The organism is Rhodanobacter sp. Col0626 (genome assembly GCF_049994385.1).
GTDB lineage: Bacteria > Pseudomonadota > Gammaproteobacteria > Xanthomonadales > Rhodanobacteraceae > Rhodanobacter.
Genome location: NZ_CP188260.1, coordinates 1,590,828 through 1,615,394 on the forward strand (window position 1 = coordinate 1,590,828; position 24,567 = coordinate 1,615,394).

The 24,567-nt window shown below is 64.6% G+C and carries 28 protein-coding genes; 14 read left to right on the forward strand and 14 right to left on the reverse strand.

Features of this window, described 5'->3' with window-relative positions:
* Positions 1–39: 39 nt before the first annotated feature.
* Complete coding sequence (locus ACPPVV_RS06560) at positions 40–831, reverse strand: siderophore-interacting protein (RefSeq protein WP_426702657.1); 792 nt, start codon at positions 829–831, stop codon at positions 40–42.
* Between the two features lie 80 nt (positions 832–911).
* Positions 912–1,373 (reverse strand): PadR family transcriptional regulator, encoded by a 462-nt coding sequence (locus ACPPVV_RS06565; RefSeq protein WP_426702658.1) that lies wholly within the window; start codon positions 1,371–1,373, stop codon positions 912–914.
* Between ACPPVV_RS06565 and ACPPVV_RS06570 the strand changes: the two genes are divergently transcribed.
* The gene (locus tag ACPPVV_RS06570) at positions 1,362–1,577 is read left to right on the forward strand and encodes a hypothetical protein (protein ID WP_426702659.1); all 216 of its coding nucleotides are present in this window, start codon (positions 1,362–1,364) and stop codon (positions 1,575–1,577) included. The two genes, ACPPVV_RS06565 and ACPPVV_RS06570, sit on opposite strands and share 12 nt — an antisense overlap.
* A gap of 264 nt (positions 1,578–1,841) precedes the next feature.
* Here ACPPVV_RS06570 and ACPPVV_RS06575 read toward each other — a convergent pair whose 3' ends face one another.
* Entirely contained in the window at positions 1,842–2,435 is a 594-nt protein-coding gene (locus ACPPVV_RS06575; RefSeq protein WP_426702660.1) for a class I SAM-dependent methyltransferase, read from the reverse strand.
* An 86-nt stretch (positions 2,436–2,521) separates the two neighbouring features.
* Positions 2,522–3,469, reverse strand: a complete 948-nt coding sequence (locus ACPPVV_RS06580; protein WP_426702661.1) for a peptidylprolyl isomerase — start codon at positions 3,467–3,469, stop codon at positions 2,522–2,524.
* A gap of 145 nt (positions 3,470–3,614) precedes the next feature.
* On the opposite strand from ACPPVV_RS06580, the gene ACPPVV_RS06585 reads away from it, so the two are divergent.
* The gene (locus ACPPVV_RS06585) at positions 3,615–3,977 is read left to right on the forward strand and encodes a PadR family transcriptional regulator (RefSeq protein WP_426702662.1); all 363 of its coding nucleotides are present in this window, start codon (positions 3,615–3,617) and stop codon (positions 3,975–3,977) included.
* Positions 3,977–4,900 (forward strand): sensor domain-containing protein, encoded by a 924-nt coding sequence (locus ACPPVV_RS06590; RefSeq protein WP_426702663.1) that lies wholly within the window; start codon positions 3,977–3,979, stop codon positions 4,898–4,900. The genes ACPPVV_RS06585 and ACPPVV_RS06590 overlap by 1 nt, the downstream gene beginning before the upstream one ends.
* 33 nt (positions 4,901–4,933) lie before the next feature.
* Here the strand turns inward: ACPPVV_RS06590 and ACPPVV_RS06595 are convergent, their stop codons facing one another.
* The gene (locus tag ACPPVV_RS06595; RefSeq protein WP_426702664.1) at positions 4,934–5,221 is read right to left on the reverse strand and encodes a hypothetical protein; all 288 of its coding nucleotides are present in this window, start codon (positions 5,219–5,221) and stop codon (positions 4,934–4,936) included.
* 131 nt (positions 5,222–5,352) lie between these two features.
* On the opposite strand from ACPPVV_RS06595, the gene ACPPVV_RS06600 reads away from it, so the two are divergent.
* Entirely contained in the window at positions 5,353–5,961 is a 609-nt protein-coding gene (locus ACPPVV_RS06600; RefSeq protein ID WP_426702665.1) for a class I SAM-dependent DNA methyltransferase, read from the forward strand.
* 44 nt (positions 5,962–6,005) lie between these two features.
* On the opposite strand, the gene nth is transcribed toward ACPPVV_RS06600, so the two are convergent.
* From nth to metG, 3 genes are read right to left on the reverse strand one after another with little or no spacing between them, the layout of a single operon-like run.
* A complete protein-coding gene (nth, locus tag ACPPVV_RS06605) occupies positions 6,006–6,644 on the reverse strand; it encodes an endonuclease III (RefSeq protein ID WP_426702666.1) in 639 nt (212 codons plus the stop codon).
* Complete coding sequence (locus ACPPVV_RS06610; RefSeq protein ID WP_426702667.1) at positions 6,641–7,246, reverse strand: RnfABCDGE type electron transport complex subunit B; 606 nt, start codon at positions 7,244–7,246, stop codon at positions 6,641–6,643. The genes nth and ACPPVV_RS06610 overlap by 4 nt, the downstream gene beginning before the upstream one ends.
* Positions 7,247–7,253: 7 nt before the next feature.
* Positions 7,254–9,344: a methionine--tRNA ligase gene (metG, locus tag ACPPVV_RS06615; RefSeq protein ID WP_426702668.1), complete on the reverse strand. Its 2,091-nt coding sequence runs from the start codon at positions 9,342–9,344 to the stop codon at positions 7,254–7,256.
* A 194-nt stretch (positions 9,345–9,538) separates the two neighbouring features.
* On the opposite strand from metG, the gene ACPPVV_RS06620 reads away from it, so the two are divergent.
* The 3 genes from ACPPVV_RS06620 to ACPPVV_RS06630 are packed head-to-tail and all read left to right on the forward strand — an operon-like array spanning position 9,539 to position 12,166.
* Complete coding sequence (locus ACPPVV_RS06620; RefSeq protein ID WP_426702669.1) at positions 9,539–10,681, forward strand: MFS transporter; 1,143 nt, start codon at positions 9,539–9,541, stop codon at positions 10,679–10,681.
* Between the two features lie 38 nt (positions 10,682–10,719).
* The gene (locus ACPPVV_RS06625; RefSeq protein WP_426702670.1) at positions 10,720–11,382 is read left to right on the forward strand and encodes an HAD family hydrolase; all 663 of its coding nucleotides are present in this window, start codon (positions 10,720–10,722) and stop codon (positions 11,380–11,382) included.
* Positions 11,375–12,166, forward strand: a complete 792-nt coding sequence (locus tag ACPPVV_RS06630) for a DeoR/GlpR family DNA-binding transcription regulator (RefSeq protein WP_426702671.1) — start codon at positions 11,375–11,377, stop codon at positions 12,164–12,166. Before ACPPVV_RS06625 ends, ACPPVV_RS06630 begins: the two co-directional genes overlap by 8 nt.
* 93 nt (positions 12,167–12,259) lie before the next feature.
* Here the strand turns inward: ACPPVV_RS06630 and ACPPVV_RS06635 are convergent, their stop codons facing one another.
* Positions 12,260–12,724 carry a DUF2147 domain-containing protein gene (locus ACPPVV_RS06635; protein WP_426702672.1) on the reverse strand — a complete coding sequence of 155 codons (465 nt, stop codon included), beginning with the start codon at positions 12,722–12,724 and terminating at the stop codon, positions 12,260–12,262.
* 157 nt (positions 12,725–12,881) lie between these two features.
* On the opposite strand from ACPPVV_RS06635, the gene apbC reads away from it, so the two are divergent.
* From apbC to ACPPVV_RS06655, 4 genes are all read left to right on the forward strand, one after another.
* The gene (gene apbC / locus ACPPVV_RS06640; RefSeq protein WP_426702673.1) at positions 12,882–13,976 is read left to right on the forward strand and encodes an iron-sulfur cluster carrier protein ApbC; all 1,095 of its coding nucleotides are present in this window, start codon (positions 12,882–12,884) and stop codon (positions 13,974–13,976) included.
* A complete protein-coding gene (locus ACPPVV_RS06645; protein ID WP_426702674.1) occupies positions 13,973–14,524 on the forward strand; it encodes an NADPH-dependent FMN reductase in 552 nt (183 codons plus the stop codon). Before apbC ends, ACPPVV_RS06645 begins: the two co-directional genes overlap by 4 nt.
* Positions 14,525–14,715: 191 nt before the next feature.
* Entirely contained in the window at positions 14,716–15,282 is a 567-nt protein-coding gene (gene dcd, locus ACPPVV_RS06650) for a dCTP deaminase (protein WP_426702675.1), read from the forward strand.
* Positions 15,283–15,378: 96 nt separating this feature from the next.
* Positions 15,379–15,873, forward strand: a complete 495-nt coding sequence (locus ACPPVV_RS06655) for a hypothetical protein (RefSeq protein WP_426702676.1) — start codon at positions 15,379–15,381, stop codon at positions 15,871–15,873.
* A gap of 65 nt (positions 15,874–15,938) precedes the next feature.
* Here ACPPVV_RS06655 and ACPPVV_RS06660 read toward each other — a convergent pair whose 3' ends face one another.
* Complete coding sequence (locus ACPPVV_RS06660) at positions 15,939–16,352, reverse strand: HIT domain-containing protein (protein ID WP_426702677.1); 414 nt, start codon at positions 16,350–16,352, stop codon at positions 15,939–15,941.
* Positions 16,349–17,017, reverse strand: coding sequence for a dienelactone hydrolase family protein (locus tag ACPPVV_RS06665; RefSeq protein WP_426702678.1), 669 nt, complete (start codon positions 17,015–17,017; stop codon positions 16,349–16,351). The genes ACPPVV_RS06660 and ACPPVV_RS06665 overlap by 4 nt, the downstream gene beginning before the upstream one ends.
* Before the next feature lie 160 nt (positions 17,018–17,177).
* Here ACPPVV_RS06665 and rimO point away from each other — a divergent pair, with 160 nt between their 5' ends.
* Together rimO and ACPPVV_RS06675 are read left to right on the forward strand one after the other, a co-directional pair.
* On the forward strand, positions 17,178–18,515 hold the full coding sequence (rimO, locus tag ACPPVV_RS06670; RefSeq protein WP_426702679.1) for a 30S ribosomal protein S12 methylthiotransferase RimO: 1,338 nt from the start codon (positions 17,178–17,180) through the stop codon (positions 18,513–18,515).
* A 9-nt stretch (positions 18,516–18,524) separates the two neighbouring features.
* A complete protein-coding gene (locus ACPPVV_RS06675; RefSeq protein WP_426702680.1) occupies positions 18,525–19,334 on the forward strand; it encodes a DUF3025 domain-containing protein in 810 nt (269 codons plus the stop codon).
* A gap of 82 nt (positions 19,335–19,416) precedes the next feature.
* On the opposite strand, the gene greB is transcribed toward ACPPVV_RS06675, so the two are convergent.
* The 3 genes from greB to ACPPVV_RS06690 form a co-directional block, all read right to left on the reverse strand.
* Positions 19,417–19,917, reverse strand: coding sequence for a transcription elongation factor GreB (gene greB / locus ACPPVV_RS06680; protein ID WP_426702681.1), 501 nt, complete (start codon positions 19,915–19,917; stop codon positions 19,417–19,419).
* The gene (locus ACPPVV_RS06685; RefSeq protein ID WP_426702682.1) at positions 19,914–21,164 is read right to left on the reverse strand and encodes a hypothetical protein; all 1,251 of its coding nucleotides are present in this window, start codon (positions 21,162–21,164) and stop codon (positions 19,914–19,916) included. The genes greB and ACPPVV_RS06685 overlap by 4 nt, the downstream gene beginning before the upstream one ends.
* 272 nt (positions 21,165–21,436) lie before the next feature.
* The gene (locus ACPPVV_RS06690) at positions 21,437–22,942 is read right to left on the reverse strand and encodes a helicase HerA-like domain-containing protein (RefSeq protein WP_426702683.1); all 1,506 of its coding nucleotides are present in this window, start codon (positions 22,940–22,942) and stop codon (positions 21,437–21,439) included.
* A 125-nt stretch (positions 22,943–23,067) separates the two neighbouring features.
* On the opposite strand from ACPPVV_RS06690, the gene ACPPVV_RS06695 reads away from it, so the two are divergent.
* Positions 23,068–24,555, forward strand: a complete 1,488-nt coding sequence (locus ACPPVV_RS06695; protein WP_426702684.1) for a transglycosylase SLT domain-containing protein — start codon at positions 23,068–23,070, stop codon at positions 24,553–24,555.
* Positions 24,556–24,567: the final 12 nt, after the last annotated feature.

Below are 24,567 nucleotides of genomic sequence, written 5' to 3' on the forward strand. Positions count from 1 at the left end.
TGCTCAGGAAAGATTCATGCATGCGCCGCCTTGCTGGCGTTATTCGTCACTGTCCGCGTCCCGTTTCCAGTAGCCGGTGGCGCGTATGCATTCCTTCGCAATGCCACGCTCGTTGTCGAGAAACAGGCGCATGGCGCGGGCGCGCCGCGATTCGGTGGCAATCCAGTAGAAGGTGTCGCCGGCCATGGCGGGCAGGCTTTGCAGGGCGCGCTGCAGCCGGTCGCCATGGCCGGGCGCCTCGCCGTCGCGTTCAAGCCAGGTGAAGTTGACGTGGGCGGGCGAATTCAGCTGCTGGCGATCCGAGGCCTCGGGAATTTCCAGCAGAACATCGACTGGCACGCCGGCTGGCATCTCCTCCAGCCAGCGGCCGATGGCCGGCAGGGCGGTTTCATCGCCGACCAGGACGTAGCGGTCGAAGTCGCCAGCGACCACGAACGAACCGCGCGGACCGCCTGCGCCGATGCGCTGCCCCGGCGCGGCCTGGCTTGCCCAGTGGGAAGCGGGGCCATCGCCATGCAATACGAAGTCGATGGCCAGCTCATTGCGTTCGGCGTCGTGATGGCGCGGGGTGTAGTCCCGCATTGGCGAGGGTTCGCGGTCAGGCGGGTATTCGAGGCCGTTCGGTCCGAGAGTTGGCGTGACCAGTTCACCCGTGGTGTTGGGGAAAAACAGCTTTACATGGTCATCTGGCGCGGCGCTGTGGAAACCGCGCAGCTCATCGCCGCCGAGGGTCACTCGCTGCATGTGCGGGGTGAGGCGTTCCACGCGCAGCACGTCCAGCGTGCGCAGGACGATGGGATGGCGAAGCATCTGGTGTTGATGATTTGGCATGTCGGCATTTCCAGGGTCATGCCGGCTACTGGCCCGCGATACGTATCGGCGGGCGATGGCGATGGCGTTGTGAGGCAGATTCAGTCGCGTGGCTTGCCGGCGGCGATGTCGTTGGCGGCGCGTTCAAGGATCGTCGCCACGCGCTCGGCTTCGGCCTTGTCCCAGCTCGGCCCGCGCATCAGCAGCGCGTGCTTGAGCGCATGCATGGCCTTGCGCACGGCCATCGGGGCGGACATTTTCGCGGCCATGCGTGCGCTGTGCTCGGTGCGCGAGGTCACCGCTTCCACTTCGGCGCGATTTTCATCGAGAAACGCACGGCCGGCCTCGGTGATGGTGTAGAGCTTGCGGTTGCCTTGCTCGTTTTCGCTCTCGGCGTAACCCAGCTCCTCCAGCATGGTCAGGGTGGGGTAGATCGCGCCGGGGCTGGGCGAGTAGTGGCCGTGAAACATGTCCTCGATGATGCGGATCAGTTCATAGCCGTGGCGCGGTTGCTGCTCGATAAGCGCCAACAGCAGCAGCTTGAGGTCGCCGTGACCGAACATTCGGCCACCCCCGCGTCGGCCGCCGCCGCGCAGTTCGTTCCAGTCGGCAAAAAAGTCCTCGCCGCGATGGCCGCCGAATGGTCCGCGACCCGCATGTCGCTCATCGTGACGGCCACGACCGTGCTCGCCGCCGTGGCCGAAAGGGTGGGCGTGATGGTGTTGATGCATGGTGTGAAAAAAGAAATGGCGCAGGTTCATGGTTGAACTCCGATATATCGCAAGAGTGTTCTACGATATATCGTATATATGTCTTGAGCAATAGCCTGGACGGCCAGGTCGGCTCGTGCAGCCACCAGGTGGTAAGTTGCTCGGAAGAGGGCCGATCTAATCCATGGCGAGCGAACGACGATCGCGATGCCCGCGCCTGCAGACGCCATGCGGCGTTGCGTACCTATGGGGAAGCAGCGATCGCGTGCTGGATGTGCGCCCGGATCTCGAGATGTTCGCGCGCCGTGAAATCCGCCTGCGTCAGGCGGCGACCTGGATATCCGCGCATCGACTGATACGGTAGACCGCCGCCGGGGGCAGGTTGAGCAAGGCGCTGCCGACACGGTGCGCTTGGAGGTTCAGCCGCTTGAGCAGCATGGCCGGCAGCGGACAGCGCGGGCCATAAGTGAATTGATAGAACATGCCGTCCTTGCGCAACTGACGTTCGAAGACGCCTTGCACGATGGCCGCCACCTGGGCCGCCGGCATCGACAGCAACGGCAGGCCGCTGACCACGGCGCAGGCGCGTTCGTCACCGAACAGCGGCGCGGTATGGCCAAGCTGTGCCGCGTCCATGCGCAGGATGGTCGCCTTGGGATAACGGCGCGCCAGTGCATCGGCGAAGTGCGGATCGGCCTCGATCAGCGCGAGGCGGTGCGGTGGCACGCCGCGGGCCAGCAGCGCGCGCGTCAATGCACCGGTGCCGGGTCCGAGTTCGATCACCGGTCCGTCCAGCTGGCTGACGTGGGCGGTCATCAACCGGGCCAGCGCCGCGCCGGACGGAGCCACTGCGCCAATACCACGTGGATCGCGCAACCACGCACGCAGAAAGTCCACGGTATCGCTCAACGGCATCTATCGGTTCCCGCAATCGCCCACATAGAGTTGCAAGGTAACCGACGCGGCTGAACAGAATGTTTGCCGCACCACGTCCGTGGACATCAGCGAGCGGGGGCGGCCGACTTCGATTCGCGCACCGGCACGTCGATGCTGCATACGTCGACCTTGCCGGGCGGCTCGGCGTAGAACGCGCTACGCCCGTTGCGTTTGGCATCGACCAGCGCGGCAAAGGTGGCGCTGTCAGTGCGCAGCACCTCGATCGCCGGCCGCTCCTTGGCGGGCATGTCGGCAACCAGTCGCACCGAGGCGATGGCGATGCGCTGGCTGGGCTTGGTGTAGAAGCCCATCGGTTCGGCGCCGCGCGGCAGTCCGGAAAGCAGTGGCATGCCTTCCAGCACGCGGCCGGCGATGGCGAGGTTGCGATCGAGCCGGCGTGGCGCCTGGCCGATCACCGCGTAGAGTGAACTGCCGCTGCCGGTCTGTGGATCGACATCCCGCGCGACACCCACGGCACCGTAGCAATGGGTCAGCCATTCCTGGCCGCTGGCCGGATCGCGCGCCGCCGGAAAGCCTTCGGTAAAACCGACTTCGGGTGCATAGACGTCACCATCCGGCAAGGGTGTCCAGGGCAGCTTCGCGTCGATCGGGCGGGTGTATTCCGGTGGCAGTGTCTTGCTGGCCTTGCCCAGCGCGCGGATCTTGCTTTTGTCGCCACTCTCGTCGTCGTTCGGGTCGCCCCATTGCGTGACGAAGTTGTCCTGCACCCGGATGATCGCCAGCCCGTCGAAGTAGTGTCCGCGCACCAGGCTGCGGATATTCGCCGCATGCAACGGCGTGAAATCCGGCGCCAGCTCGATCACCACCCGCCCCTGCGGCAACTGCATCAACAACAGGTTTTTCGGGTCGGGCATGCGCCATTCGCCGGGTTTGGACCTGGCCAGCAATTCCTTGGCGGTGGGCGTGGGCTTGCCCTGCTCGGCGGCGAGGGCGGGCAATGACAGCAGCGCGCCGGTCAGTGCAAGCAAGGCAACGAGGTGGCGACGACGCATGGTGTTTCCCCTGGGCACGTGGCGAAGGGAGCAACTTACCAGACCACGATGGTGGATTCGCCAAGGCATGACTTCAGGCCCATGTACTAGTGTCAACTTCACACTATGGTTCACTCAACGACAAGCGGCAGCGCGGGTGAGTGGCGTGGACGACAGTGCCAGTCAATTGAAGAAGTTCCAGAAAGAGCTTTCCAGCGGCACCGTGTCGCTGGTCTTGCTGGCGGTGCTGGGGCAGTCGCGCCAGCCCATGTACGGCTATCAGATCGCCAAGCGATTGGAAGAAGTGGGCGAGGGCGTGCTGGCTGGCAAGCAAAGCGCGCTGTATCCGGTGCTGCGCAATCTGGAGGGCGCCGGCCTGCTTGCCAGCGAGGTCGAGCCGTCCATCAGCGGGCCGCCGCGCCGCTATTACCGCATCACCAAACCGGGGCGCGAGGTATTGCGCGAATGGGTCGCTGCGTGGAATGCCACCCGCGATTCCGTTGATAACGTCTTGCAAGGAGGGGTGTAATGAACGCGCCACGCACCATCGATGAATACCTGAAACAGCTGCGCACCGCGTTGAGTGGCGCCGATCCGGCGCTGATCCAGGACGCGCTATACGACGCCGAGGAACATCTGCGCGCCGAACTGGCCGAACAGCCAGGCCGCGATGAAGCCACGATGCTGGAACACGTCGTGGGCAGCTACGGCGCACCGGACGAGGTGGCGGAGATCTACCGCGATCAGGAGATCAAGATCCAGCGCGCGCTGCGCCCGCCGCCCCTGCCGAAGCGGCGCTCACTGGCCGGGCGCTTCTTTGGCGTGGCGGTCGATCCACGCACTTATGGCGCACTGTTCTACATGCTGCTGTCGCTGGCCACCGGCATTTTTTACTTCACCTGGGCGGTGACCGGGCTGGCATTGTCGGCAGGGTTGTCGGTGTTGATCATCGGCCTGCCGTTCATCGTGCTGTTCTTCGGTAGTGTGCGCGTGCTGTCGCTGGTGGAAGGACGCATCGTGGAAACCATGCTGGGCATGCGCATGCCGCGACGCCCGGTGTATCCAAACCAGAATGTGGGCCTGATGCGGCGAATCGGCGCCATGTTCACCGACCTGCATACCTGGACCACCCTTTGCTATCTGTGGCTGATGCTGCCGCTGGGTATCGCGTATTTCACCATCGCGGTGACCCTGCTCAGTGTGTCGGTAGCGTTCATCGGCGCACCGGTGGCGATGATGTTTCGCGACGGCTGGTTGTCGGGGCTGTACGTGAATCATCAAGTTACCGTGGACTGGGGATTCGGCGCGCACGTACCCGTCTGGGGCGACGCGATCGCCATGTGTGCAATCGGCATCCTGCTGCTGTTCGCCACCCTGCACCTGGCGCGTGGCCTGGGCCAGCTGCACGGTTACATCGCCAAGCACATGCTGGTGCCGCGCGAGGCGAACTGACGGTACGCGCCCCGGCGTTGATGTCCGATCGGTTCAGAACTCGTCGGTGAATTCGATGCCCGCTTCGCGGTCGTGGGCGATGACTTCGGCGCTGCCGCGCACGATGTCGGCGAGCTGGTCGTTCGGGGTGTCCACCTCGATGCAGTAGACCTGTCCCTCGCTGTCGCTCACCGATTCGCTGGAGCTGGAGTCCTCGCGCATGCCGGGCATCATGTCGTCGATCTCCTCGACGCGTTCGATCCGGTCGATGCCATGCAGTGCGGTCATCACGGCATCGGCGTCGTCACGGCTGCCGGTCAGGCGGAATCGGATCGTGGGCATGGGGATACTCCTTGAGTCTCGGAAGGATGGAATGCTTGCGCGACCTCGATGCTGGCAAGCGCGACGCATGCACAAAGTGATGCCGGGGACTTGTGCGGCTACCATCGGCGAACTTCGTTCAGGAAATCCGCATGTCCAAGAGCTACGACCGCGACTATTTCGACAAGTGGTATCGCGATCCGCAGCACGCTGTCGGTTCACCTGCCGAGCTCAAGCGCAAGGTGGCGATGGTGGTGGCGCAGGCCGAGTACTACCTTGGCCGTCCGATCCGCAACGTGCTCGACGTAGGCTGTGGCGAGGCGACCTGGCGAGCGCCGCTGCGCGCATTGCGCCCGGGCATTGCCTACCGCGGCCTGGATGCCAGTGAATACGTGGTGGCCCGTTATGGACGCAGCCGCAATATCGGGCTGGCGCGTTTCGGCCAGCTGGAACAACTGCGCTTCGACGAGCGTTTCGACCTGATCGTGTGCACCGATGTGCTGCACTACCTGAAACCGGCCGAGATTCGCGCCGGTCTCGAGGGCATCGGCGAAATGCTGGAAGGCGTGGCTTTCCTCGAAGTGTTCACCAGCCGCGACGATGTGGCCGGCGACCATCACGGTTTCGTGTCGCGCGCGCCGGCCTGGTATCTGCGTGAGTTCGGCAAGGCAGGCTTGCTGCCGAGCGGCTCGCATTGCTATCTCGGGCCACGACTGGAGCGGCACATCGCCGCGCTGGAGCGGGCGCAGTTGCCAGTTTGAGCAGAAAACAGGCGGAAGGAGCGAAAGCTGCAGCGCTCCGCTTCCTATTCGCCGAGCGTCTTGTCCTTGTACCGGCACAGATCGCGGATCACGCAATGCGGGCAATCCGGCTTGCGCGCCTTGCACACGTAGCGGCCGTGCAGGATCAGCCAGTGATGGGCATCCTGCTTGAATTCGGCCGGTATCACTTTTTCCAGCTTGTCCTCGACCGCGCGCACGTTCTTGCCCGGAGCGAGCCCGGTGCGATTGGCAACACGAAAGATGTGGGTGTCGACCGCGATGGTCGGCTCGCCGAAGGCGGTGTTGAGCACCACGTTGGCGGTCTTGCGGCCCACGCCGGGCAGCGCTTCCAGCGCCTCGCGGGTGCGCGGCACTTCGCCGTCGTGTTGTTCGATCAGGAGGCGGCACAGCGCAATCACGTTCTTCGCCTTGGCGTTGTACAGGCCGATCGTGCTGATGTAGCGCTTCAGGCCCTCCTCGCCGAGCGCGAGGATCGCCCTTGGCGTGTTCGCCACGGGATAGAGCTTTTTCGTGGCCTTGTTGACGCCGACGTCGGTGGCTTGCGCCGACAGCACCACGGCCACCAGTAGCTCGAACGGCGTGCTGTAGACCAGCTCGGTGGTGGGATGCGGGTCGAGCTCGCGCAGGCGCGTGAACATGTCGATGACATCGGCGCGTTTCAAGAATTTCGCTCCTGCTGCTTTGCCTTGGCACGGGCCAGCGCCGCCAGCACGGGATTGACTCGCGCCGTGGCGACATCGACCGCGGCCTTGCGTGCGGCCAGTTCCGCTTCGCGTTCGGCGCGCTGGCGTTGCAGGCGCGATTCGCGACGCTCGAAATGCCGGCGTGCCGCATCGGCGTGCGCATTGTCGATTTGTTCGAAAGGCATCGGTTCGAGCACGATGCAGTCGACCGGGCAGGCTGGCACACACAACTCGCAGCCAGTGCAGTCATCGACGAGCACACTGTGCATCAGCTTCGCCGCGCCGACGATGGCATCCACCGGACAGGCCTGGATACATTTGGTACAGCCGATGCAATCCGCCTCGACCACGCGCGCCAGCATGCGCGGCTTCTCGATGCCGTGCGCGGGGTCCAGCGGCAGCACGGGTTGTTGCAACAGTGCGGCAAGCCCGGCGATGCCTGCGACGCCACCGGGCGGGCATCGATTGATCGGCGCCTCGCCGCGCGCGATGGCCTCGGCATACGGCCGGCAACCGTGGTAACCGCACTGTTCGCACTGCGTTTGCGGCAGCAGGGCGTCGATACGGTCGGCGAGGGTCATCGTGGCCTCAGCGAACGGTGGCGCCCGGCTTCGCGCCCTGGTCGGCGTCGAGCAGGAACAGGTCGCTGCCACCGTCGCCAGCGGACAGGATCATGCCCTCGGACAGGCCGAAGCGCATCTTGCGCGGCGCCAGGTTGGCGATGAACACCACGTTGCGGTCGACCAGCTTTTCCGGTTCGGCATAGGCGGCGCGGATGCCCGAGAAGATCTGCCGCGTGCCGAGGGGGCCGGCGTCGAGTTCGAAGCGCAGCAGCTTGTCGGAGCCGTCGACGAATTCGCAGGCGGTGACCTTGCCGATGCGCAGGTCGAGCCTGGCGAAATCGTCGATGGCGATGGTGGCGGGGGTGTCGGCTGCCACGGGTGCGGCGGGTTTGGCGATATCGTTCATGGCTTTCTTTTTCGGTGGTGCAGGCTCGGCTGCGGGAGTGCCGAGGGTTTCCTTCGACGCTTCGACCATCGCTTCGATACGTTTGGGGTCGATGCGGCCCAGCAGGGGCTCGAACGCGTTGACGGTGTGGCCGTGCAGTTCACGACGGGCATCGTCGAAGCTGTCCACCGGGGCTGCCAGGAATTGTTCGGCGGCGGCCACGGTGGCCGGCAGTATCGGCTTGAGCAGTCCGGCAAGCAGGCGGAAACCGTGCAAGGCCAGGGTGCAGACCTGCTGCAATTCGTCGCGGCGCGCTTCGTCCTTGGCGATCAGCCACGGTGCCTTGGTGGCGATGTAACCGTTGACCAGGTCGGCGATGGTGACGAAGCGGCGGGTGACTTCGGCGAACTCGCCGTCCTCGTACAGTGTGTCGATACCTTCGTAATGCGACAGCAGCGTCTGCCACAGCGCCGCTTCCTCGGCGTCGAAACGGTCCGCCAGCTTGCCTTCGAAAAACTTCTGCACGAAGCCGGCGGTACGGCTGGCGATGTTGACCCACTTGCCAACGAGGTGGGAGTTGACCCGTTCCTCGAACGCCTTGAGGTCGAGGTCCACATCGACCGGCGCATCGCTGAGCATGGTGGCGAAGTAGTAGCGCAGGAATTCCGGATGGATGCCGGCGTCCAGATAGGTGCGCGCCTGGATGAAGGTGCCGCGCGACTTCGACATCTTGGCGCCGTTCACGGTGAGGTAGCCGTTGACGTGCAGTGCGGTCGGCGTGCGGAACTGCGCGCCATGCAGCATCGCCGGCCAGAACAGGCCGTGGAAGTTGATGATGTCCTTGCCGATGAAATGATGCATTTCGGCGGTGCTGCCGGCGGCGAGGAAGTCGTCGAACTTCAGGCCGGTGCGGTCGCACAGCGCCTTGAAGCTGGCCAGGTACCCGACCGGCGCGTCCAGCCAGACATAGAAGAACTTGCCCGGAGCATCGGGGATCGGAAAGCCGAAGTAGGGCGCGTCGCGCGAGATGTCCCAATCCTTCAGGCCGCTATCCAGCCATTCCTTCAACTTTGCGGTCACGCCGCTGTTGGCCACCAGTTTGCCGTTGGTGAACTTGCCGGCGAACCAGTCGCGCAGCAGCGGCTCGAACTTGCTCAGCTCGAAGAAGTAATGTTCGGAGTCGCGCAACACCGGGGTGGCGCCGGACATCACCGAGTACGGGTTGATCAGGTCGGTCGGTGCGTATGTGGCGCCGCAGTTCTCGCAGTTGTCGCCGTACTGGTCCGCCGTGCCGCAGTTGGGACACACACCCTTGATGTAACGATCCGGCAGGAACATTTCCTTTTCCGGATCGAACAACTGCTGGATGCTGCGTTTGGCGATGAACCCCCCATCGCGCAGGCGCGTGTAGATAAGCTCGGCCAGCTCGCGGTTTTCCGGCGAATGCGTGGTGTGATAGTGGTCGAAACTGAAGTTGAATGCGGCGAAGTCGGCTTCATGGCCGGCGCGGATGCCGGCGATGAACGCTTCCGGGGTCATGCCGGCCTTTTCCGCCGCCAGCATGATCGGCGTGCCGTGGGCATCGTCTGCCGCCACGAAATGCACCTCGTTGCCCATCATCCGCTGCGCGCGCGCCCAGATGTCGGTCTGGATGTATCCCAGCATGTGGCCCAGGTGCAGCGGGCCATTGGCATAGGGCAGGGCGTGGGTGACAAGCAGGCGACGGCTCATGGCAGACAGACACTCCAGAATGACTGCGCATTATTGCACGCAGGCCTGTGGCCGGCCGTATCTCGAAGTATCGGCCCCAGCGGGTTGACGTTGTTGAAGTACAAGCTTTCTTCGTTGCACGATTTGTCGTATTTGTGTACATTTATGCATGTTTTAAATATGCTCCGGGAACCATGAATGTGTTGAGCGAATCCATGCCGGCAGTACGGCAACAGCTGGCGACGGCTACCCGTGCTACCCGTCTGATCTTCCTGATATCCGGCATCGGCATGGCCAGCTGGGCGCCGATGGTGCCGTATATCAAGGCACGGCTGGGGCTGGACGACGCGAGTCTCGGTCTGGTGCTGCTGGCTTTCGGCGGTGGCTCGATGCTGTCGATGCCGCTGGTCGGCCTGCTGACCCATCGCTACGGCAATCGCAAGGTGATCAGCGTGGCCGGGTTGCTGCTGTGCGTGGCGATTCCCCTGCTCGCGATCGTGCCGAATGTGCTGACGCTTACCGTCACGCTGCTGTACTTCGGCGCCATGCTTGGCGCAGTGGATGTGGCGATGAACGCGCATGCGGTCGAAGTGGAACGGCGCGACGGTCGCGCGTTGATGTCGGGCTTCCACGGGCTTTTCAGTATCGGCGGCCTTGTGGGTGCCGCGCTCATGAGCGCGTTGCTGGCGCTGGGCCTGCCGCTGTCGGTCGGTGCCCTGGCGATCGCGCTGCTGTTGGCGCTGATCGTGCTCAGCCAGTGCGGCAACCTGCTTTCCCGTGTAGACGACGTGGCCAGACAGGCCGTGAAATTCCGTCTGCCACGTGGGCTGCTGTTGTTGCTTGGCATGCTGTGCTTCGTCAGCTTCCTGGCCGAGGGCTCGATGCTCGACTGGAGCGCCGTACTGCTGCGCGACTTCCGCGGCTTCTCCGCGGCGTCCGCCGGGATCGGCTACGCGTGTTTCTCGGTAGCGATGGCTGGCGGCCGGCTCGCCGGCGATGGGGTGATCGCGCGGCTGGGTCCGGTGTGGACCGTACGCATCGGTGCCAGCGTGGCGGCGATCGGGTTTCTGCTGGTCGCCATGGCGACGTGGCCGCCGGTTTCGTTGTTCGGCTTCGTCTTGATTGGCCTGGGCGCATCGAACATCGTGCCGGTGATGTTCAGTGCGGCGGGCCGCCTGCCGGGCAGCGCACCAGCGATTTCGATTGCCACGGTGACCACGCTGGGCTATGCCGGCCTGCTCAGCGGTCCGGCACTGATCGGTTTTCTGGCCCATGCCAGCAACCTGCCGGTGGCGTTGGCGGTGGTCGCCGGCCTGCTGTTGTTGGTGGCCGGCGCGGCGCGGATCGTACGGCGTTGAGTGCGGCGTTGAAAAACTTCATGACTGAGGATGGCGAAATGAGCGAGCGTGGAGCCCGGCATGCTGCACTGGACACGGTGATCTTCGATATCGGCGGCGTCCTGATCGACTGGAACCCGCGTTACCTGTATCGCCAGCTGTTCGATGACGAGCAGACGATGGAGCGGTTCCTGGCCGACGTATGCGATTCTCAGTGGAACGAGCAACAGGATGCCGGGCGCCCCTGGGACGAAGCCGTCCAGCTGCGCAGCGCGGAGTTCCCCGAACACGCGGCGCTGATCGCTGCCTACCGCACGCGTTGGGACGAGATGCTGCGTGGCCCCATGCACGACAGCGTGGCGATTCTCGATGAGCTGCGCGCGCGCGGCGTGCGCTTGTACGCATTGACCAACTGGTCGCAGGAGACCTTTCCGCTGGCCTTCGAGCGCTATGCGTTTCTGCGTGCGTTCGAAGGCATCGTGGTGTCCGGACAGGAGCGGATGATCAAGCCCGATCCGGCGATCTTCGATGTACTGCTGAACCGTTACGGCGTTCAACCGGAAAGAGCGGTATATATCGACGATGCCCCGCGCAATGTGGCAGTGGCGGCGAAGCTGGGCATGCATGCACTGCATTTCCGTGATGCAGCAGTGCTGCGCGCGGACCTCGTCGCGTTGGGACTGCTCGACAGCGCATCGTCGGAGGCAAGCCAGCATGGCTAAGGTGAATCCTGGCGAGTTGCTGCCACAGGAACGCCAGCAATGGATACTTGATCGACTGCGCCAGCGCGGTCGCGTGGTGGCGCTGGAGTTGGCGACGGAATTCGCGGTGTCCGAGGACTCGGTCAGACGCGATCTGCGCGAGCTGGCGGCACGCGGCCTGTGCAAGCGCGTATACGGTGGCGCGCTGCCATTATCTGCCGCCGCTGCGCCGCTCAAGCAGCGACGAAAGGAATATGCCGGCCGCAAGCTGGCGCTGGCACACAAGGCGGTGACCCTGGTGCGGCAGGGGCAGGTGCTGTTGATCGATGCCGGTTCGACCAACGCGGCGATCGCCGCCGCGCTGCCGCAGGACCTGGGGTTGACCGTGGTGACCAATGCGCCGGATATAGCGCAAATTCTGATGGAACGTGAAGGCTTCGAAATCCTGCTGATCGGTGGCCGGATCGATACGCGGATTGGTGCCGCCGTAGGCGCGCAGGCCGTGCGGGAACTTCAGCGTTTGCGCGCTGATCTGTGTTTCCCCGGCGCCTGTGCGGTAGATGCGATCGGTGGGCTGTGGGGTTTCGACAGCGAGGAAGCGTTGCTGAAACGGGCGATGGTCGAGGCCAGTGGCGAGGTGGTTGTCGTCGCCACCAGCGACAAGCTCGGCACCGTGGCGACGCATCGGGTGGCTGCCATCGACGAAGTGCAACACCTGGTGGTCGAGCACGATGTCAGTCGTGCGCTGCGTGCAACATTCAGTGCACACGGCCTGATGGTGCATCGAGCCGACGCTGCAGCATGAGGTGGGCTTGCTCTCGTTCCAATGAAAAGCCTCATGCCAGGAACGCTGGCATGAGGCTTGATGCGAGATGCGGATAAAGCGTTTGAAAGATGCTTATTCCTGCCGCTCCCACGTCTGGCTGCGGCCGAGCAGGGCGAAGCCGATGTAGCCGTGCACGTCGAGCTTCCGGCCGCCTTCGGCGAGGGTGAGTTTCACCTTGTAGACCTTGCCGCTTTTCGGGTCGAGGATCTTGCCGCCGTCCCACACGTCGCCGTCCTTGCTGACGCCCCACATGATGGTCATGCCTTCGATCGGCTTGTCCTTGCGCTCGCCGTCGCACTTCCGGCAGATCGGATGATCTCCGTCCCTGGCGATTTCGTCCGGGCTAAGGTTCATCACCTTGACCACTTTGGCCTGCAGCTGGCCATTGGCATCGGTGATTTCGATGATCGACTTCGCCTTGCCGGAGACATCGTCGATCTGTTTCCAGGTACCCACCGGCGTGTCGGTGGCGGCGAGGGCGGTACCGGCGCCGATCAGCAGGCTGGCGGCGATGGCGAATCGGAACAGTGGCTTCATGGTGTCCTCCCGTACGAAAGCGTATGGAGGGGAGCCTGCCGGGGCCTGCCGGGGGCGTCAAGCTGCATTGCGCCATGAGCGCGGGGGCTGATCTAGGTCAGCCAGCAGCTTGCGGCGGGCTGGCATAATGCACAGTCCCGCAACCATTCGAGCCCCCATGACCCAGGCGAACGAAGCGCTGGTGCGCCGCATTCTCGGCGAACTGATCGATTCCCACACCGGCGCGCCGCTGGCTGAAGCCGTGCGCGCGGTCGGTGTGGATGGGGCGAAAGTGTCGGTGGACCTGCAACTGGGCTACCCGGCCGCCGGTGCCATGGAAGCCCTGGCCGCGCGCGCGCGGCAGGCGCTGGAGGCCGAGCCGGCGATCGAATCGGCCGCCGTCTCGATCACCAGTCGCATTCACGTGCACAAGGTGCAGGGCACGCTGGGGCCGTTGCCGAATGTGAAAAACATCATCGTGGTGGCCTCCGGCAAGGGTGGCGTGGGCAAGTCGACGGTCTCGGCCAACCTGGCGCTGGCGCTGCAGGCCGAGGGTGCAAAGGTCGGCGTGCTCGATGCGGACATCTACGGTCCCAGCCAGCCGACCATGCTGGGCGTGCACGGCAAACCGGGCTCGCCGGATGGCAAGAGCATCATCCCGATGCAGGCGCACGGCATGCCGGTGATGTCGATCGGGTTCCTGGTGGAAGCGGACACGCCGATGATCTGGCGCGGCCCGATGGTCACCCAGGCGATGATGCAATTGCTCACCGACACGCGCTGGGAACAACTGGACTACCTGATCGTCGACCTGCCACCGGGCACCGGCGACATCCAGTTGACTCTGTCGCAGAAGGTGCCGGTAGCCGGCGCGGTGATCGTCACCACGCCGCAGGACATCGCGCTGCTGGATGCGCGCAAGGCGCTGAAGATGTTCGAGAAGGTCGAGGTGCCTGTGCTCGGGGTGGTGGAAAACATGGCCACCCACGTCTGCTCGAACTGCGGCCACGAGGAGCACATTTTCGGCGAAGGTGGCGGCGAGCGCATGTCGGCGCAGTACGGCGTACCGTATCTGGGCTCGTTGCCGCTGGACATCCGCATTCGCGAGCAAGCCGATGGCGGCAATCCCACCGTGGTGGCGATGCCCGATTCCGATCTCGCCGCGCGCTACCGCGAAATCGCCCGCAACGCCGCCGGTCGATTGTCGCGACAGCCGCGCAACAAGTCGCTGGGGCTGGGCAAGATCGTGGTGCAGGGCGTGCCGACGGCATGACGAAACGGCGCGTGCTATGCCTGTCGGGTAGCTTGCGCCGTGTCTCGGCGAACACGGCAGCGCTGCAGGCGGCGCAGCAGCTGGCACCGGAATCACTCGAACTCGAGTTGCATGACGGACTGGGCGCGCTGCCACTGTTCAATCCGGACAACGACGTCGAACCGTTGCCGCCCGCGGTACGTGCGTTGCGCGAAGCGGTGGGCCGCGCCGATGCCTTGCTGATCGCCTGTCCCGAATACGCCCACGGCGTACCGGGTGTATTCAAGAACCTGCTGGACTGGCTGGTCGGCAGCCTGGAGTTGCCGGGCAAGCCGGTGCTGCTGCTGAATACCGCGGCGCGTGGTTCGTATCACGCGCAGGAGGCGCTGGACGAAATCCTGCGCACGATGTCCGCGCAAATGTTGTCGACACGGCCGGTGACGGTGGCATTGCCGGGTGCCGGGTGCACGACAGCACAGGTGCTGGCCAGCGCGGAGCGCTGTGCCGAGCTGCAATGCACACTGGACACGCTGGTCGAAGCCCTGGTCATCCCGTCCACTCCATCGTAGGAGCCCGCTTGCGGGCGATGCTCCTGCGTACACCACCTTCAGGCGAAGAGCATCGCCCGCGAGCGGGCTCCTACCCGATGTCTGGCGGGTGCGGGTGGCGGGCGGTGCTGGCGTGGTGGCACCCCGACCATGTATTTTTGGCATTTTGTGCCCGGCTCGACCGGGCCGCCCGCGACCGAACCGGAGACAGCGTGAGCATCAAACCCGACAAGTGGATCCGTCGCATGGCCGAGAGCCACGGCATGATCGAGCCGTTCGAGCCGGGCCAGGTCAAGTTGCGCGAGGGCAACAAGCTGATCTCCTACGGCACGTCGAGCTACGGTTATGACGTGCGCTGCGCACGCGAGTTCAAGATCTTCACCAACATCAACTCGACCATCGTCGATCCGAAATCGTTCGATCCGACCAGCTTCGTCGACGTCGAGGCGGATGTGTGCATCATCCCGCCGAACTCGTTCGCGCTGGCGCGCACGGTCGAGTACTTCCGCATTCCGCGCAAGGTGCTGACGATCTGCCTCGGCAAGAGCACCTACGCGCGCTGCGGCATCATCGTCAACGTGACCCCGCTGGAACCGGAGTGGGAGGGCCACGTGACACTGGAGTTCTCCAACACCACGCCACTGCCCGCAAAAATTTACGCCAACGAAGGTGTGGCGCAGATGCTGTTCCTCGAATCCGACGAGGAATGCGAGACCAGCTACAAGGACCGCGGCGGCAAGTACCAGGGCCAGCAGGGCGTCACGCTGCCGCGCACCTGAGTACGCGAGCTGAACGGCGTGCGCGAGATCGATGCCCTCGCGCGCCGTCGCGTTACACTTCCCCGAACCCGTCGTTATGTTTGCCAGGAGACCCGCATGATCCGTTTTTCCACCTTGCTGACGCGCACTGCCGCGGCGCTCATGCTGGGCAGCCTGCTCGTCCTCGCCGGCTGTCATCGTGGTAGCACCAAGGATGCCGTCAGTGCAGCCTCGATGAAGGGCCAGTTCGACGCCACCATCCAGGCTTACAAGGGCGGCCAGTTCCTGGTCGACGGCGCCGTGCTTTCGGCGCTGGACGTCGGCAGCCATTTTGCTTACCTGAAGGACCAGGGCCAGCTACCGAAGACGGTGCTGCTGGACCGCAGCGACGATTCGAAAGTACGCAAGCAGCACCTGCAGTACATGGCGCGCATGCAGCTGGATTACGGTTTCACCGTGTACTACGACGACGGCGGCACATTGAAAAAGATCAATCCTCAGGAAACCAAGGCACGCAGGCTTGAGGATTACCACGCGCCGGCGAAGATGAACGACGAGCTGAAGGGCAAGGATGCGGCTGGCGGCGATTTCGAGCCCGCACAACAGCATTAAGCGAGATCCGTTCGCTTTCGCAGAAAACCCGCGGACGATTCCGCGGGTTTTCTGTTTGTGGCGCTTCAGTCCGCCAGTTGCTGGCGCAGCGCAGCGATCAGTGCGGCCTGCGACCCGACGTCATAGGCGACGGCGCTGCCATTGCCCCACACCGGTCCCGGCCACGCCGCATCGCCTTCGCGACGTGCAACCACGTGCACGTGCAACTGGCGCACGATATTGCCGAGTGCACCGAGGTTGAGCTTGTCGCATGGCGTCACCGCGCGCAGCGCAGCGCTGGCGCGGTTCACGTCCTGCCACAACATGGCCTGCTCCTCGGGTGCGAGGTCGCTGATCTCGACCAGTCCCGCGCGGCGCGGTATCAGCACCAGCCACGCAAAGCGGGCGTCATTCATCAGCCGTACGTCGCACAACGGCAGCGTGCCGACGGGTCGCGTATCGGCTTGCAGGCGAGGGTCGAGGATGAAGCCGGTGCTCATGTGCCAGCCAGATGCTTGTCGAAAAATGCCAGGGTGCGCTGCATGGCGAGCTTCGCGCTGGCCTCGTCGTATTGCGCGCCGACGTCGCGATTGAAAGCGTGATCGGCGGGATAGGTGAAAACGTCCATCTGCGGCAATGCTTCGCGATGCTTTGCCACCATCTCCGGCGTGATGTGCTGATCCTTCTCGCCGAAATGGAACATCACCGGTGCCTTCGGCACCTCATGCAGAAACGGCAGGTTGCGCGCGCCGTAGTAGCTCACCGATGGCAGGCCCAGGCGCAGGGCCGAAAGCAAGGCCACGGTGCCGCCCCAACAATAACCGACCGTGCCGATCCGTCCGGCCGAGGCGATCGCCTCGGCGGCGCTGGCCACATCTTCCAGCGCGCGCTCCAGCCCGAGTTCGGTAATCAGCTCCTTGCCCTTGGCATAGCCGGCGTCGTCGTAGCCCAGCTCGACCCCCGTTTCCAGATGATCGAAGAACGCAGGCGCGATAGCGGTATAGCCGTATTCGGCGAAGCGATCGGCGACGCGGCGCATGTGTGCATTGACGCCAAAGATCTCCTGGATCACCACGATGCCGCCTTTGGGCTTGCCCGGGGGCTGGGCGAGGTAGGCGCCAATGCACTGGGTGCGAGTGGTGGGCAGGTTGATTTGCTGGCCCATGGCGGGGCTCCTGGTGGAAAAATGATGATTCGGGCAGTGTAGGGAACAGGTAGCGGGGAACAAGAGCTCGGAACCAACGGCCTGGCTTGCGGCGCGCGTGCCGATTCCCCGTTCCCGTATAATCGCCTGTTTCCCCGCACGTTTTCACGGTAACCCAACCATGTCGCAGGCTCCGCACAAGATCGGTTTCGTCAGCCTTGGCTGCCCCAAGGCGCTGGTCGATTCCGAGCGCATCCTCACCCAGCTCAAGGTCGAGGGTTACCAGATCGTGCCCAGTTACGGCGAGGCCGACGCGGTGGTGGTGAACACCTGTGGCTTCATCGATGCAGCGGTGCAGGAGTCGCTGGATTCGATCGGTACCGCGTTGCATGAAAACGGCAAGGTGATCGTCACCGGCTGCCTCGGCAAGCGCGAGGCGCTGATCCGCGAGGCGTATCCGGACGTGCTGTCGATCAGCGGCCCGCAGGACTATGCCAGCGTGATGAGTGCGGTGCACACGGCACTGCCGCCGAAGCGCAACAAGTTCATCGACATCGTGCCGGACACGGGCGTCAAGTTGACCCCGAAGCACTACGCGTATCTGAAGATTTCCGAAGGCTGCAACCACCGTTGCAGCTTCTGCATCATCCCGTCGATGCGCGGCAACCTGGTGTCGCGCCCGGTCGACGAGGTGTTGGTCGAGGCCGAGAAGCTGGTCAGGGGCGGCGTCAAGGAACTGCTGGTGATTTCGCAGGACACCAGTGCCTATGGTGTGGACGTCAAGTACGCCGAGCACGAATGGCACGGCAAGTCTTACCGCACGCGCATGACCGAACTGTGCGAAGGATTGTCGGAGTTGGGCGTGTGGGTACGCCTGCACTACGTCTATCCGTATCCGCACGTGGACGAAATCATGCCGCTGATGGCGGCCGGGAAAATCCTGCCGTACCTGGATATTCCGTTCCAGCACGCCAGCCCGCGCATCCTGAAACTGATGAAGCGCCCCGGCAACATCGACAAGACGCTGGAGCGCATCCGCAACTGGCGCAAAGCCGTACCGAACCTCACCATCCGCAGCACCTTCATCGTGGGCTTTCCCGGCGAGACCGATGCCGAGTTCGAGGAGCTGCTCGATTTCCTGCGTGAAGCCGAACTCGATCGCGTCGGCGCGTTCGCCTATTCGCCGGTGGACGGCGCGAAGGCGAACGAGTTGCCCGATCCGGTTTCCGAAGAGTTGAAGGAAGATCGCCTGGAACGGTTCATGGCCGTGCAGGCGGAAATCTCCGCGGCGAAACTGCAGCGCCAGATCGGCAGCACGATGACGGTGTTGATCGACGAGGCGAATGCGGATGGCGCAGTCGCGCGCTCGGCCGCCGATGCGCCGGAGATCGACGGCAGCGTGCTGATCGCCGATGGCCAGGCGCTGAAGCCGGGCCAGTTCGTCGAGGTGGTGATCGAAGGCGCCAGCGAGCACGATCTGCACGCGCGGTTGGCGCATCCCAAGCTCAAGCTCGTGTAAGCACGCACCGTGCGTTACGTCGCGCCAGTCCGTGGCACGGTCGATCCGCAAGTATTCGATCGGCCGCCATTGGTGGCGTGGCAGGATCATGCGCGGCTGCTGCACGGCTCCGACTGGCCCACGATCGAAGCACTGAACGCCTTGTGGCCGGCCGGCTCGCCAACCTGTTTCGTGGCACAGGATCTCGAGCTGCTGGCCGACGGCCTGCACTACGAACAACGCATCGCCGAGCGTGGCGCGATCGCCACCCGCGAAGGCAACTGGCACGATCTGCTCAACGCGCTGATCTGGCTGCGTCATCCCGCGTTGAAGCAGGCGTTGAATCATCGCCAGATGATCGAAATAGCCCGCATGGGGCCGAAGCTGCGCTCACGCGCGCAATACGCCATGACCCATTTCGACGAAGGCGGCGTCATTGTGCTGGTCCGTGATGCGGCGCTGATGGCGTTATGGGACGAGCACGACTGGCACGGCCTGTTCTGGCGCCATCGCGATGCGTGGATCGATGGCTCGATCCAGGTCGAGTTGTTCGGCCATGCGCTGCTGGAGCATGCATTGAGTCCGGACAAACTGTTGGTCGGCAAGGCCGTGGTGTTTCAGTCGACGGGCACGGCCGATATCGAGCAGGTCAGCGCGTACTGTGCCGAGCAGATCGCTGCCGGCCAGTTGCTGCACGATCCGCTGGAACTGCGTCCGCTGCCGCTCTCCGGCATTCCCGGTTGGCATCCGGCGAATGTCGACGAAGCCTTTCATCGCACCACCATCTGCTACCAGGCGCGTCGTGCCGGGCGGCACTATCCATCGGCACACGCCTTGTAGGAGCCCGCTCGCGGGCGATGCCTTTGCCCCCTGAATACCCGAAGAGCATCGCCCGCGAGCGGGCTCCTACGAGTACTGAGGTTCAATCGTATTTCACGGCGACGACCGCGAACTCGGCTGGACCGCCGGGCAATTCGGCCGCGAACTCGTCATCCACGCGCCGTTTGAGTACTGCCCGCGCCAGCGGCGAATCGATGCTGATCCAGCCGAGTTTTGCGTCGGTTTCGTCAGGGCCGACGATGCGGTAGCGGAGTATTTCGCCGGTGTCGCTGTTTTCCAGTTCGATGCGCGCACCGAAGAACACCATGCCGCGGTCGCCCGGCGCGCCTTCGGCCACTTTCAGCGAAGGAATGCGTTTGCTCAGGTAGCGCGCGCGACGGTCGATTTCGCCAAGCTGCTTCTTGCGATAGATGTACTCGGCGTTTTCCGAGCGATCACCTTCGGCGGCCGCCGCGGCGAGCGCCTTGACCACTTCCGGGCGCAACACATGCCACAGGTGATCGAGTTCGGCCTTGAGTCGCTCGAAACCTTCACGGGTGATGATCGCGGTGGAGCCGGGCGAGGGTGGGCGCCATCGACTCATGCGGGGTTGGCCAGCTGCTGCCGTTGCGTGTCGATCTCGGCACGCAGTGGATGGTCCGGCCAAGCACCGGCCAGCCGATCCAACAAGGCCGCCGCTTCGGCACGCTGGTCCGCGTGCGCGGCAAGCTGGCGCGCCGCCAGCAAACCGTAGTGTGGCGCCTGCAGGTCGCGCGGCCAGTGCGCGAGATAGCCGTGGCACAGGTGGATCGCGATGCGGCTCATGCCCGTGCGCGCGGCCAGGTCGGCCAGCCCGCCACAGGTCTGCGGATCGTCCGGAACAAAGTCGGGATCGATGCCGCAGCATTCCTGCAACACGCCGAGCGCACGACGCGATTCGCCCTGCGCGATCAATGCGGCGATCCAGATCTGTCCGTGTACCAGCAGGTCCGGACGCAAGCCCTGTCGGTGCAGCAACTCGCGGTAGAGCTGATGTAAGGGCTGCGGCGCATGGCGCTCCTGCAGACGTCCTGCCAATAGGCGCAAAGCTGCCAGCGGGTCGTCGACGGCGAGCTGGCGCGCCTCGTCGACCAGGCGTTCGTCGCCATCCTGACCGGCAGCCCTGGCCAGCTCCGGAGCTTCGGGAACCATGCCGAAGCGTTCGTGCCGCTGGTGGATCATGGCGCCCATCAGATGGAAGGCAAGCACGATGAGATAGGTGTAGGCGAAGGCAAACAGCGGCAACGCCAGCAGCCGTGGCAACTGCGCGGTGGTGACCGAAGCCAGCATGATCAGCACGCCGAGCAGCAGGTTGATCGCCACGGGGACCAGGTAGGCGGCGCCGAAAGCGCCCATGACCTTCGTCCAGTTCAACGGATTGAGCGCCAGCGCCAGGTTGCCGTCGAACGCCAGCGACATGTCGATGGCCGGCAACACCAGGGCGGACAGGATCAACACCGGCCATAGCAGGTGCGGGAAGAACACGATGGCGATCACGCACAGCGCCGCCACCAGCAGGTGGATCGCGGTGAGTCCCCAGCCGCTGGCGCTGTTGCCGTCGCTGCCCACATCGGGCGGATCGGCGTAGCCGTTGGCGGTGTGCTGCATGCAGTCGGCGGCATAGCGCCAGGTAGCGGCCCATACCAGTGCGCTGGCCAGCGCACCGATGTATCCCGGCAACAGCCCGACGTAGTGGATCAGCGCCAGCACCACGCAGGTAGGCAGCGCCGCGCCACGCAACGGGTAACCGAAACCGGCCTGCAGGCGCTGCCCGAAAGGCGTGTCGGCGGCGACGACTTCGACGCGCGGCATCAGAGCCTGCTCCATGTCTTCGCATAGCCCGCGCCGGAAGCTGTTTGCGTGCAGGCCAAGGAAGAACGAAGGAGTGGACGTCCGTCCACGACTGAGTGATGACGCCGGCCTGCGGGCAAACAGATCCGGCCCTTCGGGTTGCCTTGCCGTGGCCGCCATGCGGCAGCGCGTGGCTTGGCCTGCCGGTCAGGCAGGCACTGCGCCACGCGCCACCACCTGACGACCACGGCAAGACAACGCGAGCCATGCGGAGACATGGAGCAGGCTCTCACTCAGCGCTTGCCGCCGAAGATGCCGCCCATGACGCCACGCAGGATCTGCCGGCCGAGCTGGCTGCCTGCCGTTCGCACCATCTGTTTGCCCATGGTCTCGATCATGCCCTGGCGGCGCTTGGTGCCGAACAGCGCATCGTGCACGGCGCCGCCCCAGCCGGGTTCCGCATCCTTGGCGGCGCCTTTGGGCGCGTCAGCCGCGACGGTGGTGGCGTCGGCCGCTTTGTCGTCGGCGCGCTTGGCCAGCATCTCGGCGGCGGATTCGCGATTGACGGCGGTGTCGTATTTCGCCCCCACAGGAGATCGCTGGCGGATGGTGTTGCGCTCGGCGTCGGTGATCGCACCGATGCGGCAGCACGGCGTGGTCACCAGTACCTGTTCCACCGGCGTGGGCACGCCGCCGTTGGCCAGCGTCGAGGCGAGCGCCTCGCCGACTGCCAGCTTGGTGATTGCTTCGGTGACATTGAGTTTGGGGTTGGCGACAAAGGTCTCCGCCGCCGCCTTGACCGCTTTCTGGTCGCGCGGAGTGAACGCGCGCAGCGCGTGCTGGATGCGGTTGCCGAGCTGGCCCAGGATCACGCCGGGCACGTCGTCGGGATTCTGCGAGCAGAAGTACACGCCGACGCCCTTGGAGCGGATCAGCCGCACGACCTGTTCAACCCGTTGCAGCAGCGCCGGCGAGGCGTCGTCGAACAGCAGGTGCGCTTCGTCGAAGAAGAACACCATCTTCGGCTGGTCGAGGTCGCCCACCTCGGGCAATTGCTCGAACAGTTCGGACAGCAGCCACAGCAGGAAGGTGGAGTACAGCCGTGGCTTCATAATCAGCTGGTCGGCGGCGAGCACGTTGATGATGCCGCGACCGCTCATGTCCTGGCGCATCAGGTCGGCCAGCTCCAGCGCCGGTTCGCCGAAGAACTGGTCGGCGCCGTCGCTTTCCAGTTTCAGGATCGCGCGCTGGATCGCCGCGATGCTGGTGGTGCTGATCAGCCCGTACTGGGTCGAGATGGCCTTGGCGTTTTCGGCGGCGTAAGTGAGCAGCGCACGCAGGTCGGCCAGATCCAGCAGCAGCCAGCCCTGGTCGTCGGCGGCCTTGAAGATCACTTCCAGCACGCCTTCCTGGGTGTCGTTCAACTCCAGCACGCGTCCGAGCAAGGTCGGACCCATCTCGCTGATGGTGGCGCGCACCGGGTGGCCGAGCTTGCCGTAGATGTCCCAGAACACGACCGGATTGGCCTGCGGCTTCCAGTCGGTGAGCTTGAGCTTGGTCAGGCGCGCCTTGAGTTTGTCGCCCGCCTCGCCCGCCGCCATCGACAGGCCGGCCAGGTCGCCCTTGGCGTCGGCCAGGAAACACGGCACGCCGAGCCGCGAGAAGCCTTCGGCCAGCACCATCAGCGAGACGGATTTTCCGGTGCCGGTGGCGCCGGCGATCATGCCATGGCGATTGCCGTAATGCGGGTCGAGGTTGACGCTCGCGCTGTCGTTGCGGCCGATCAGGATGTCAGTCATGGCGTTCCTTCCGTTGCTGGTCGGCCGATTGTAGCCAAGACGCGCGCGCTGTCGCGGCACTTTACGACGTTGAGTCCGATCGCCACGCCAGCTATGGTGAGCGTTTTCCGCGGGTGAAGTTCGTGATGTCGTTGTGTTCCGTGTTCCGTCCGCTGCGCCTGGCTCCTGCCGCCCTGGCGTTCGCCCTGCTTGGTGCCTGTGCCAGTACCGGCGGCAGCAAGCCGTCGGCATCGGTGAATGCGCTTTACGGTCAGCTTGATCAGGCCAGCAAGGGCTACGAGACCGCCCTGCAACAATCGCGTGAAGGCAACCTGGAAGCTTCCCAGCTGACCCTGACCCGCTCGCTGGACCAGCTGAAGGAAGCCGCTGCCCGCTGCGGCAACACGCCCGGCTGCGATCCACAGAAATTCTTCTCGGTGTTCGACCACATGTTGCGGCTGAAGGATGGCGACTTCGGCGGCGATCAGGATCTGGACAGCGATGTCGATCCGTCGCAGGCAGCGCTCGCCGCCGGCAAGGGCGGCGCAGCCAGCCTGCCGCAGGCGCAACGCAGCGTGACCCTGCTGCATGGGCAGAAGCTGTCCCAGTTGATCGCGATGAACGGACCGGTGAAGGCCGCGCTGGAAATGTGGCTGACCCAGTGGCGCCCGCAGCTGATGGACGCCTACGTCAACTACCAGTACATGCGCTTCGAGATGTGGCCGCAGTACGAGAAAGCGGATCTGCCCGAGGCATTGCTGTTCGGCATCATGGCCAAGGAATCCGGCGGCAAGGTGCACGCCGTCTCGCGCTCGGGCGCGTCCGGGCCGCTGCAGTTCATGTATGCCACCGGTACGCGTTTCGGCCTGGGCGTGGACAACGGCTTCGACACCCGCTTCGACCCCGCGGCATCGGCCCGTGCGAACGCCGAATACATCAACGAGCAACTGCGGATATTCAACAACAACCTCGAGCTCACCATCGGTGCCTACAACGGTGGCGAGGGCCGCATGCGCCGCGCGGTGGGTGACGATACGTCGGTGAGCTTCTACGACCCGCGCATCTACAACCAGCTGTCGCAGGAAACCCGGGATTACGTGCCGTCCGTGCTGGCCGCGGCGTGGCTGTTCCTGCATCCGGAAAGCTACAACCTACGATTCCCGAAAGTCGATGGGGCGCCCGGCCGGGTCATTCTGAAACGGCCGGCATCGCTGACCGAATTGACCGTGTGCCTCGGTTCGGCCGGTGGCATGAGCGATGGCTGGTTCCGCACCTTGCGCAACCTCAATCCGCGATTGGATCCGCAGGTGACCCAACCGGCAGGCGCCCAGCTGCAATTGCCCAAACCGCTGGAGCGGGCCTACGCGTCGCGCTGCGTCGATGGTCCGTGGCCGATCCTGGCTGGTGACCTGCATCATGCCGTGGTGCCTGTCGTGCAGGCGCCGGTGGCCAGCGTGCCGAGTGCGCCAGCGGCGAGGGGAAGCAGCCGTTACAAGGTTCGTCGCGGCGACACGCTGATCAGCATCGTGCGCAAGCTGCATTGTTCGAGCGTGCAGGAAGTGGCCGAGATGAATGGTCTCAAGCACCATCGCCTTGCGCTCGGACAGACGCTGAAGTTGCCGGCCTGCCGCTGAACCCTGCAACCT